Origin of the sequence: Micromonospora sp. NPDC005305, from assembly GCF_040607315.1 — a bacterium.
Taxonomy (GTDB): domain Bacteria; phylum Actinomycetota; class Actinomycetes; order Mycobacteriales; family Micromonosporaceae; genus Micromonospora.
This window is the reverse complement of sequence record NZ_JBEXGL010000040.1, coordinates 19,771-30,425: the sequence shown is the minus strand read 5'-3', so window position 1 is coordinate 30,425 and position 10,655 is coordinate 19,771. Positions and strand designations below refer to the sequence as shown.

Annotated in this window: 11 protein-coding genes; 10 read left to right on the top strand and 1 reads right to left on the bottom strand. The window is 71.8% G+C overall.

Annotated elements, in window-relative coordinates:
* Window positions 1-73 (bottom strand): hypothetical protein (locus tag ABZS80_RS32635; protein ID WP_355061967.1); only part of this gene is annotated, 73 nt, incomplete at its 3' end.
* A gap of 121 nt (window positions 74-194) precedes the next feature.
* Between ABZS80_RS32635 and ABZS80_RS32630 the strand changes: the two genes are divergently transcribed.
* The 10 genes from ABZS80_RS32630 (at window position 195) to ABZS80_RS32585 (ending at window position 10,631) form a co-directional block, all read left to right on the top strand.
* Window positions 195-994, top strand: a protein-coding gene (locus ABZS80_RS32630) for an IS5 family transposase (protein WP_355061965.1) whose coding sequence is annotated in 2 segments (ribosomal slippage) — window positions 195-531 and window positions 531-994 — 801 coding nt in all. Because the reading frame shifts where the segments join, the coding sequence is not laid out codon by codon here.
* 160 nt (window positions 995-1,154) lie between these two features.
* Window positions 1,155-1,289: a hypothetical protein gene (locus tag ABZS80_RS32625; RefSeq protein WP_355061964.1), complete on the top strand. Its 135-nt coding sequence runs from the start codon at window positions 1,155-1,157 to the stop codon at window positions 1,287-1,289.
* Between the two features lie 170 nt (window positions 1,290-1,459).
* Window positions 1,460-2,155 carry an SDR family oxidoreductase gene (locus ABZS80_RS32620; protein WP_355061962.1) on the top strand — a complete coding sequence of 232 codons (696 nt, stop codon included), beginning with the start codon at window positions 1,460-1,462 and terminating at the stop codon, window positions 2,153-2,155.
* Window positions 2,149-3,783: an MFS transporter gene (locus ABZS80_RS32615; protein ID WP_355061960.1), complete on the top strand. Its 1,635-nt coding sequence runs from the start codon at window positions 2,149-2,151 to the stop codon at window positions 3,781-3,783. The genes ABZS80_RS32620 and ABZS80_RS32615 overlap by 7 nt, the downstream gene beginning before the upstream one ends.
* Before the next feature lie 309 nt (window positions 3,784-4,092).
* Window positions 4,093-4,557, top strand: coding sequence for a DUF3237 domain-containing protein (locus ABZS80_RS32610; protein WP_355061958.1), 465 nt, complete (start codon window positions 4,093-4,095; stop codon window positions 4,555-4,557).
* Window positions 4,558-4,785: 228 nt separating this feature from the next.
* On the top strand, window positions 4,786-5,415 hold the full coding sequence (locus ABZS80_RS32605; RefSeq protein WP_355061956.1) for a hypothetical protein: 630 nt from the start codon (window positions 4,786-4,788) through the stop codon (window positions 5,413-5,415).
* Entirely contained in the window at window positions 5,405-5,941 is a 537-nt protein-coding gene (locus ABZS80_RS32600) for a hypothetical protein (protein WP_355061955.1), read from the top strand. The genes ABZS80_RS32605 and ABZS80_RS32600 overlap by 11 nt, the downstream gene beginning before the upstream one ends.
* Window positions 5,902-6,258 carry a hypothetical protein gene (locus ABZS80_RS32595; RefSeq protein WP_355061953.1) on the top strand — a complete coding sequence of 119 codons (357 nt, stop codon included), beginning with the start codon at window positions 5,902-5,904 and terminating at the stop codon, window positions 6,256-6,258. The genes ABZS80_RS32600 and ABZS80_RS32595 overlap by 40 nt, the downstream gene beginning before the upstream one ends.
* A complete protein-coding gene (locus ABZS80_RS32590) occupies window positions 6,194-6,673 on the top strand; it encodes a ferredoxin (protein ID WP_355061951.1) in 480 nt (159 codons plus the stop codon). The genes ABZS80_RS32595 and ABZS80_RS32590 overlap by 65 nt, the downstream gene beginning before the upstream one ends.
* A gap of 202 nt (window positions 6,674-6,875) precedes the next feature.
* Entirely contained in the window at window positions 6,876-10,631 is a 3,756-nt protein-coding gene (locus tag ABZS80_RS32585) for a S8 family serine peptidase (RefSeq protein WP_355061949.1), read from the top strand.
* Window positions 10,632-10,655: the final 24 nt, after the last annotated feature.

Here is a 10,655-nt window from a genome sequence, read left to right as displayed (position 1 = left end):
CATGGTCGCGGGTCAGCGGTCGCAGTGCCTGCGCGGGTGCGTCGGTCCGGGCCGCGACCGCCTTACGGACCACAGCCGACGGGTCGGACGCTAAGAACTCCTAACAGAATGATCTAGGCGGATGGGTGGATCCATCCCTCGTGGACGATCAACTACAGTGGTCGGCCGTGAGGCGAGGTGAGCAGCCGCCGTGGATCGTCTCGGACGACCTGTGGGCCGAGATCGAGCCGTTGCTGCCGGCCCGCCCGCCTCGTCGGCGGCGCTATCCCGGTCGCAAGCCGCTTGATGACCGCAGCGTGTTGTGCGGGATCTTGTTCGTGCTCTACACCGGGATCCCGTGGGAGTACCTGCCTCAGGAGCTCGGGTTCGGGTCAGGCATGACCTGCTGGCGCCGGCTACGGGACTGGAACGACGCCGGCGTGTGGCAACGACTGCATGAGCTCCTGCTGGGCAAGCTGCGGGCCGCCGGTCAACTGGACATGTCCCGGGCGGTGATCGACGGCTCCCACGTCCGGGCGCTCAAAGGTGGCCCAAAACCGGTCCGAGCCCGGTCGACCGCCGCCGTCCGGGCTCGAAACACCACGTCATCACCGACGCCGGCGGCATCCCCCTCGCCGCGACCCTGACCGGCGGCAACCGTCACGACGTCACCCAACTGCTGCCCCTGGTAGACAAGATCCCCCGGATCAAGGGCATCCGCGGTCGACCAAGGCAGCGACCCGGCCGGATCTACGCCGACCGGGGTTACGACTACGACATCTACCGCCGGCAGCTCCGCGACAGGGGCATCACCCCGGTCATCGCCCGACGCGGCACCGGACACGACTCCGGGCTCGGCACCCGACGGTGGGTGGTCGAACAGACCATCGCCCTGCTGCACTGGTTCCGCCGGCTACGCATCCGCTGGGAGATCCGCGACGACATCCACGAAGCCTTCCTCACCCTCGCCTGCGCCATCATCTGCTGGCGACGACTCCAACGCTCAAAGAGTTAGGAGCTCTAAGTCGATGAGAGTCATCTGTGGCGTTGCGGGGTCCTGCGCGACGGCGAGCCGCGCGTCGATGCTCCCACCGATCGGACGGTGGGCGGTGGTACCTGACCCGCTGTGACGATCAGGCCCGCCGACGTCCTGCTGCTTCCCCATGGGCGCAATCATGTCACGGACTGACTGGGGCAGCGCGAGCCTGACCAGCGCGTTGACGATGTCGAAGCGCTATGCGCAAGACCCCCGCAAGATGGCGCTCAGCGACGGCGTGGGCGACTGGACCATCTCGTGGGACAAGTGGTGACCTCCGGGCCGCACCGACACCTCCCACCCCAGCCGGCACACCGGCCCCAGCAGGGCGGGCGGGACACGCGTCGCCGACAGCAAAACCCCGGGGTGTGGAACCGACGCCAGCGGGAAGCCACCGCCGGCGCACCCGCGAACCACTCGTGCGCCCCGGCGTTGGGGGAGGGCATGGGTGCCAGGACTTTCATCGTGGTCGGGGGGACCAGCGGTCTCGGTCTCGAGGTCGCCCGGCTGCTCGTCGACGAGCACCAGGTGGTCGTGCTCGGCGACGTGGCTGACGAGGTCGACGCGACGGCGAACGACCTGCGCTGCGGCGGGATCCTCTGCGACATCTCCTCCTACGAGCAGGTGCGCGACGCCTTCGCCGAGGTGGCCGACCGGTACGGCACGGTCGACGGGGTGGCCGACTGCGCCTCGGTGTGGGTCGGCGGAGACCTGGCCGAACTGTCCCCGGAACGCATCCGCCGGGCGATCGAGGTCAACGCGCTCGGCACCACGTACGTGCTCAAGGTGGCGTTGGACCACCTGCACCGGCAGGGCTTCGGCAACGTGGTGTACGTCGGCGCGATCGCGGTGACCCAGGCCCGCCCCGGCATCCCCGTCTACCGGGCCACCAAGAGCTACGGCAGCAGCCTCGTGGAGTCGCTGGCCGAGGCGCAGCACAGCAACCGGATCAAGGTGATGCAGGTGCTTCCGGGGCCGATGCCGACCCGGTTGCAGGAGCGGGCCGGCGACCCGTTCCTCGACGAGATCTACGCCCTGCCCGACCAGGTCGCCACCGAGGTCGTACGCCTGCTCCGGCTCGCCCCCGACGACCTGTACGTCTCCGGCGAGCTCGTGCTGCGCGCGGACGGGCGGTGGTAAGCGCCACCGACGCCACTGCGGAGCCGCCGGTCTCGGCGTGGTCGCCGCTGCGCACCGCCGTCTACCGCAGCCTGTGGCTGGCCCTGCTCGCCGCGAACATCGGCACCTGGATGCAGACCGTCGGCGCCCAGTGGCTGCTGGTGCACCAGGCCAACGCGTCCACCCTGGTCGCTCTGGTGCAGACCGCCAGCCTGCTGCCGATGCTGCTGCTGGCTTTGCCGGCCGGCGCGCTCGCGGACACCTTCGACCGCCGGCACCTGCTCATCTCCGTACAGCTGTTCCTGGTCGCGGTGGCGGCGGCGCTGACGCTGCTCACCGCGGCCGGCCGGATGCCGCCGGCCCTGCTGCTCACGCTCACCTTCACCTTCGGCGTGGGCCAGGCGCTGACCCTCCCGGCCTGGGCGGCGGTGATCCCCGAGCTGGTGCCGCGCGAACAGCTGCGGGCGGCCTCCGCGCTCGGCTCGATCAGCGTCAACGTGGCCCGGGCCGTCGGCCCGGCCACCGCCGGTGTGCTCATCGCGAAGGTGGGCGTGGCGCCGGTGTTCGGCCTCAACGCGCTCGCGTACCTGGTCTTCGCGATGGCGCTGATGCGGTGGCGACCCGGCGACGCCCGCGCGGTGGAGGTGCCCGAGCGGTTCACCGCGGCGCTGCGCGCCGGCGGCCGGTACGTGCGGCACTCGCCGACCGTACGCCGGCTGCTGCGGCGCGCGCTGGTCTTCGTCATCCCGGCCAGCGCGCTGTGGGCGCTGCTGCCGCTGGTGGCGAGCCGGCGGCTCGGCCTGGACTCCAGCGGGTACGGACTGCTGCTGGCCGCGCTCGGGGTGGGCGCCATCCTGGGCGGGCTGCTGCTGCCGTGGATCCGCACCCGGGTGACCGCCAACCAGTTCCTGCTGGTGGCCGGCGCCCTGTACGGCGGCACCCTGATCGTGGTGGCCTCGGTCCAGGTCGTGCCGGTGGTGCTGATCGCCCTGCTACCGGCCGGGTTGGCGTGGGTAACCGTGCTCGCCAACGTCAACGCCGAGATCCAGCTCTTCCTGCCGGGCTGGGTACGCGCCCGCGGCCTGGCCGTTTACCAGGTGGTCCAGGGCGGCGGGCAGGCCGTCGGCGCGCTGATCTGGGGTCTGGTCGCCGACGTCGGGGGCCTGGTCGTCGCGTTCGGTGTGGCGGCCGCCCTGATGCTGGTCGGGGCCGCAACCTCGCAGATCTGGCCGCTGCCCGACCTGCGCGGGGTGAGCAGGGACCCGGCCGCCTACCGGCCGCCGCTCACCCTGGCGTTGCAGCCGGACCCCCGGGTCGGGCCGGTGCTGGTGACCGTCACCTACCGGATCCGGCCTGAACGGGAGGCCGAGTTCCTCGACGCGATGGAGCACGTCCGGGGGTCGCGGCAGCGTACCGGGGCGATGCGGTGGGGCCTGTTCCGGGCGGGTGAGACGCCCGACCAGTACACCGAGGTCTACCTGGTGCCGTCGTGGGACGAGCATCTGCGCCAGCACGGCGGCCGGCTGACCGAGGCGGACGAGCAGGCCGAGTATCGGGCGCGGGATCTGAGCGACGGCGCACCGGAGGTGCGGCACCTGCTGCCGGCCGCGGCCGAGTGGACGACTGACGTCGGCCGGCAGGCGGCCTGACCGGGGCGGTTCTGTCCTCGGACACCGGCTGCCGGGTGAGGCCGGTGGTCGGGCGTTCGCCGGTGTTGACGTACTCGAGCACCGCGCGGCGGGCGGCCCGGCCGCCGCGCTGACCGGCCACCCTGTCAGCGGCGGACCGGTCGGCCCTTGCCGCCGCGGTGCCCGCGTTGGAGCGCCTGCGCGACGCCCTCGCGCAGGCCAAGGACGCCCCATGAGTACGCCACCTCAGCCGCCGATGTGTCGCGCCAACCGAAACACCTTCCCCAGCGATCTCCGCCCCCGCTGGGCCGACCTGCGGGTCCGGACCCCGTGAGCGCGCCGGCGGTTCCCGGTCTCGAGGCCGCGTTCGAGGTGGAGGCCCGGCTCGGCGCACTGGAGGACCATGGGGTGACCCGCACGGGTCACCGCCGCGTCGTGCCCATCGTCGGCGGCGAGGTCACCGGCCTCTTCGAGGCTGACATCCTCCCTGGCGGCGCCGACTGGCAGCTGGTCCGCCCCGACGGCGCGATCGAGATCGACACGCGCTATTCGGCGCGGACCGCCGGCGGGGGCCACGTCTACATCCGTACGTTCGGCGTCCGCAGCGGCCGCCCGGAGATCCTCGAAGCGTTGCTCCGCGGCGACCCGGTCGAACCCGCCGAGTACTACTTCCGCTTGTCCGTACGGCTGGAGACGTCGGTGCCCGCGCTGGCCGTCCTGGAGCAGAGCATCTTCGTGGCGTCGGCGATTCGCGAGGCCGACCGGGTGCGCTACACCGCCTATCGCGTCACGTAGTCGTTCCGGAGCCGGGCGCGGCCCGTTGGCGACCGGCCACCGGCCGGACCGCCGGGGATCGGAGGCGCGCCAACGGCGATGGAGCGGCCGGCATCGCCGTTGAACGCCGCCCCGGCTCACGTGCCCCGCGGGCCCGGCGCCGGCCGGCGCCCGGGCCCGCGGCAGTGCCACGCTCAAGGTCGCTCCACCTGCCACTCGGCCATGCCGTCCCGTGCCAGAATCTGCGGCATGGCGAGAAGGAGCCTTCGGAAACTGGTCGGTAGGCTGGTGGAACTCGGCATGATGGTGGAGGAGAAGGCCGCCGTCGAGTTGGCCAGCATCGCCGAGTGGAACGAACATCACCTGGATGAGGAGCTGACGGACCGCGACCTGTTCGGTTGGCTCCCCGAGTTGGGTGTGGCAATCGCGGTGCACGGCGATGATGTCGACGACGTAGCGGACCACTACCGGTACCTGCTCGAGGAGAGAGTGGCCGAGTGTACGGGTGGTGCGGTGATGGTTTCCGACGTCGTGCTTGTGCGTGAGGGCGACTCCGAGTGGCTGCACTTCGTACGTAACGGCGAGTCGGTCTGGTGGCACGTCGAGCATGAGTCCGATGACTACGTGGACCAGGCGGCGGTAGCCGAGCAGATCAACGATCTGGACCCCGGCGGTGATGATCCACGCCTATTCTTCCGCCTCCGTCCGGCGAAGAAGGAACCCTGTCACGACGACGTGTATGTCCTGGCCTCGCCGGAGCAGGCCAGGGCGCTCCACGACGAGTTCGGCCTCGACTTCCACGGGCTGGAGCCGACGGGCGCGGCGCATTTAGCCGGCGACGGACTTCCTCGACCGGTGGCTGTCCGATATGGATGCTGAACTCGACAGGTGGTGTGTACGGTTCCGGCCGGAGGGCTCCTCCTTTGACTTCTCCGTCGAGTCCCTCGATGCGCTGGAACACCTTGTGCTGGACCGATTTGCCGACTGGGCCGCGGTCCAGGCCGCCGCCGATGACCCGTTCGTCGTGGGGGCGGTTCGCTATCTGGGTGAGACGCTGATCCGGAGCGGGTCGAGTCACTGGGCTTATCCGGACGGGGGGTACTCCCGCCATCCGCTGGTCCGGTCCAACACGCCACCCGCCTTCCGGACGGTCGTCGAGCCGCTGTACAAGCTCAGCCGCGTCGCCGAAGATCGCGAACCCGGCATTCTCGGTTCGTCGATCGAGGAACTCCGCCGGGCGGTCGAGGAGTACCCGAGGGCGCTGCGGGCACTTGAATCGATCCGCCGGCCGAGCGCGTCCCGGACCAGTCGCTCGGAGCCGAGCCTGCCCACCCGGTCCGGCAGCCGTTCGACCTCCCTGGAGAGTTGCAGCGAGGTCGACGGCAGCGCCTCCCGACGGACGTAGTCCTGGGCCCATACGCCTACGGGCCGGTCGGCACCACCGACGAGCCCGGAACCGTCCTGCTCACCGTCGGCGGATCCGCCCGGCGGCCCGGCGTGGTGGAGACATCCACCGGTGTGCCGTTGCTGGACGTGCTGGAGATGTGCGAGGCCGAGATCGGACCCGGCGTACTGCTTGGTGGCTTCCACGGGAAGTGGATCACGGCGGACGCGGCAGCCCGGGCGGTCGTCTCCCGGGAAAGCCTCGCCGAGGTCGGTGGGACCCTCGGCGCCGGCATCATCCTGCCGCTCGGCCCGGGGCGCGGGCGGCAACGCGCTTGAGGCGATCCGCACGGCCGCCGGCGGAGTACGCGGCCGGGGCGCGTGCAGCCACCCGGATGGCACCGCCTGGTTCGCGCTCTCCGCGCTGGACACCTTCACCGAGGACATCGCCGCCCACCTGACCCGCGACGGTTGCGGGCAGCAGGTCAAGGGCGTCCTGCCGCTGCCGCCGGGTGAGAGCGCGGTGGGCAGCCGGCTTGCGGTGGACTGGGCCCGCTGCGACGGACACGGGCTCTGCGCCCACCTGGTGCCCGAGCTGATCCAGTTGGACGGCAACGGCTACCGGTCGTTCCCGGACACTCCTGTGCCGGCCTGGCTCGAACCGGGCGCCAAACGGGCCGTGGGTGCTTGTCCAGCCCTCGCGCTGCGGCTGTCCGGCAAGCCTGGCGTGCCCCGCAGGGCCGCCCGGCGCTGACCTACCCGCTGGACGTCCCGGTGGGCCGGAACCAGCCGATCCGGCCCGCCGCGCCCGTTCGGGCGCGGCGGGCCGGGAACCTGGCTGACCCCTGCGGCGAAGAACAGCACGGACGGCGCAGTCGCCGTCCGTGTCAACCAGCCCGACCGTGCGCCCGCGTGCGTCCCGACGGGTGGTGGCACTTCGTCAGCAGGGAGAGCAGATGCTCAGACGCAACAAACTGGCCGGGGGAGTGGCGGTGCTCCTCGCGGCCGCCTTCGGGCTGCTGCCCACGGTCGCTCATTCGGCCGAGACGCCCCGCCTGGTCGCGCGGCAGGACAGCGGCGCCCCGTCGGCCTCGGTGACGTTGGTGACCGGCGACCGGGCCCGGCTCTGGACCGTCGGTGGCCGGTCCCGGGTCACGGTGGAGCCCGCGGTACCCGCCGCCGTCAACCAGTTCCAGCAGTTCCAACGGCACGGCGACCAGTACGTGGTGCCGGTCGAGGCCGCGAAGCTGGTCCAGGACGGGGTCCTGGACCTGGAGTTGTTCAACGTCACCGGACTGGTCCGGCAGGGCTACGACGACGCGCACACGGCCGACGTCCCGCTGCTGGTCCGGTACGCCGACGCGAAGTCCGTACGGGCGAAGGCGCCCGCCGGAGCGGCGGTGCGGCGGGCCCTTCCGGGCCTGAACGTCCTGGCCCTGGACGGCAGGAAGGCGACCACCGCCCAGCTCTGGGCGAAGACCCTCACCGCCACCGGCGCCCCGACCGGCAAGGTGGGCGCGGCGCCGACGCGGGCCGGGAACCGGCGGCTCGGCGACGGCATCCAGCGGGTGTGGTTGAACGGCAAGGTGCGGGCCAGCCTGGACGAGAGCGTCAAGCAGATCGGTGCGCCGGCCGCCTGGAGCCGCAGCCTGACCGGCAAGGGGGTGACGGTGGCGGTGCTGGACACCGGTATCGACGCCACCCATCCGGACTTCGCCAACCGGGTCGCCGCCGCCAGGGACTTCACCGGCAAGGGCAACGTGACCGACGGAAACGGTCACGGCACGCACGTCGCCTCGACGGTGGCCGGGTCGGGCGCCGCCTCCGGCGGAAGGTACAAGGGCGTCGCCTTCGACGCGACGTTGGCGGTCGGGAAGGTCCTCGACGACACCGGGTCGGGATCCTTCGACGGGATTCTCGCCGGTATGCAGTGGGCGGCGACGGAGAGCGGCGCCAAGGTGGTCAACATGAGCCTCGGTGGCGGCCCGTCCGACGGAACCGACCCGGTGTCGGTGGCCGTCAACGACCTGACCCGCCAGTACGGCACCCTGTTCGTGGTGGCCGCCGGTAACGACGGTGCGGACGAGGCGGTCGGCACGCCGGCGGCGGCGGATGACGCGCTGGCGGTGGCCAGTGTCAGCAAGAGCGATGTGCTCAGCCCGTTCTCCAACCGTGGACCACGCCTGGGTGACGGGGCGTTGAAGCCGGAGGTGGCGGCACCGGGCGAGGGCATTGTGGCCGCCCGCGCTTCCGGGGTCGATCCGATCGGTGAGCCGGTCGGGGAGGCGTATCAGCGGTTGACCGGAACGTCGATGGCCACGCCGCACGTGGCCGGTGGGGCGGCACTGCTGGTGCAGCAGCATCCGGACTGGTCGTCGGCGCGGTTGAAGTCGGCGCTGATGAGCACTGCCGCCCAGGTCGATGCCAGCCCGCACGCCGTGGGCACGGGTCGGGTGGACGTCGACCGGGCGACCGGGCAGCCGGTCACGGCGACCGGCGGCGTCAGCGTCAACCTGCCGTGGCCGAACGTCGGCACGGTGAAGAGGTCGACGGTGACCTGGTCGAACACCGGCACGTCCGCGGTGACGCTCGCGTTGTCGGGGACGCTGACCCGCCGCGACGGCCAGGCCCCGCCGGCCGGGATGCTGGCGCTGTCCGCCGACACGGTCACCGTGCCGGCCGGGGGCGACGCCTCGATCGACGTCCTCATCACCGGCAAGGACGGTGGCGCGGCCGGCTACGCCGGCATGCTCACCGGCGCCAGCGCCGACGGCGCGGTACGCACCCGCACTGCCCTGTCGGTGCTCCAGGAGGAGGAGAAGTTCGACCTCAAAGTCAACCTGGTCGACCGGGACGGCAGGCGGGCCGCGGAGAACCCCTACCGGCACCTGTGGCTCGTCGACCTGGATCATGGACAGCGCTCCCAGGACCTGGAGCCGGGCGGCACCGTCCGGGTGCCCCGCGGCCGGTACTCCCTGCACGGCAGCATCGCCACCGCCCGACCCGGCGGGGAACCCTCGGTGAGTCTCATCTCGCACCCCGAGTTCACCCTCGACCACGACGCCAGCTACACGTTGGACGCCCGGATCGGCCAGCCGGCGTCGGCCAGTACGGACAACCCCGCCGCCCGGGGCGGTAAGCACGAGATCAGCGCGGTCAGCCGGGTCAGCGACTGTTCCTGCCCGTACTCGTACTTCGCCGAGGTGGATCCCCGCTTCGTCGAGACCTACGTGGCGACGGTGCCGGGGACCGACTCGTCGGCGTATGCCTTCACCCAGGCTCGCACGGCGCGGGAACCGGAGTTGGAGGTCGCTGTCCGGGCGAACCCGGCCTTCGCGCTCCCGGTCGGCTGGTTCGGCAACTCGCCGCCCGCCGAGCAGGGCTCGATCGTGGCGGTGTACGGCGGCGCGGGCACCCCGGAGGACCTGGCGAAGATCGACGCAAACGGCAAGCTGGTCGTGTTCGAGGCGACGAAGAACACCGGCTGGGATCAGATCTTCCAGCGGATCGCCGCCATCAAGGACGCGGGTGGGAAGTACGCGATGTGGGTCGGGACGGATCCGGCCGGCGCATCGGCGGCCGGTGGTGGGCAGGCGCCGGGCGGGCCGGCCTTGCCGACGATGGTCGGCGACGGCGCGACCAGCCCTACGATGCAGCGGTTCGTCGCGCTGGTGAAGGCGGCCGGGACCCCGGTGTCCTACGTCTTCCGGCCGTGGCCGGCGTTGCGGTACGAACTCGCGTACCTGACCGAGCGCAAGGTCAGCGAGCCTCAGGTGCACCAGGCGAAGACCGCCGGGCTGGTGGCGGTGCGGGCCAGGTACCACGACAACTCGGCCGACTCCCGGCACGTCGTCCAGGCCTTCGCCGTATACGACGACCTGATGGTCGGCGTCGGCTCCTTCGAGCCGGTGCGGGCGGGGCAGGAGCGGACCGAGTACTTCACCCCCGGCACCTGGAACCTGAACCACCAGGTGGCCACGTTCGACGGGACCTCGCAGACGGTGTCGTTGCGGGCCGGGTATCGGGCCACGGTCACCTGGAACAAGGCGGTCGCCGGGCCGTCCTGGCAGCTCACCAGCACCGACCCGCACAGTGGCCAGGGTGTCTGGCGGGACAGGCGCCTGCTGGTCGCGATGCCGCCGATGTTCAGTGATCCAGCCGGCCGGCCCCGGGTCCCGTGGTCGGGGTTGGCCACCGGTTCGATCACCCTCTACCGGGACGGACAGCAGGTCGGCACGGAACCGGACCCGGGCTTCGCGCTGTTCCCGCTGCCGGACGACGCGGCGAGCTACCGGCTGGTGGCCGAGGCGACCGTGGCGCCCGGATCGGCGACGCTGTCGACGAAGGTCTCCGCCGCCTGGACCTTCCGGTCCTCAGTGGCCGACGAGGGCAAGCCGGTGCCGTTGCTCACCGTCCGGTTCGACCCGGCCGTCGACCTCCGCAACCGGGCGCCCGCCGGGAAGTTCAGCTTCCCGGCGTACGTCAGCCAGCAGGGCGGCGGTGCGACCCGGGCCACCTCGTTCACCGTCGACGTCTCCTACGACGACGGTAAGACCTGGCGGCCCACCCTCGTGACGGCGGACGGCGACCACTACCAGGTCACCACCCAGAACCCGGTCACCGGCTACGCCACCCTCCGGGCCAAGGCCACCGACGCGAACGGCAACACCGTGGAGCAGACCGTGCTCCGTGGGTACGCGATCGGCCGGTAGCGCCGCCGCGGTGCGCCAGGTTCC

Coding starts and splice junctions, on each gene's coding strand:
- ABZS80_RS32625 (WP_355061964.1), top strand. CDS start 1,155: ATGTCACGGACTGACTGGGGCAGCGCGAGCCTGACCAGCGCGTTGACG.
- ABZS80_RS32620 (WP_355061962.1), top strand. CDS start 1,460: ATGGGTGCCAGGACTTTCATCGTGGTCGGGGGGACCAGCGGTCTCGGT.
- ABZS80_RS32605 (WP_355061956.1), top strand. CDS start 4,786: ATGGCGAGAAGGAGCCTTCGGAAACTGGTCGGTAGGCTGGTGGAACTC.
- ABZS80_RS32585 (WP_355061949.1), top strand. CDS start 6,876: ATGCTCAGACGCAACAAACTGGCCGGGGGAGTGGCGGTGCTCCTCGCG.
- ABZS80_RS32600 (WP_355061955.1), top strand. CDS start 5,405: ATGGATGCTGAACTCGACAGGTGGTGTGTACGGTTCCGGCCGGAGGGC.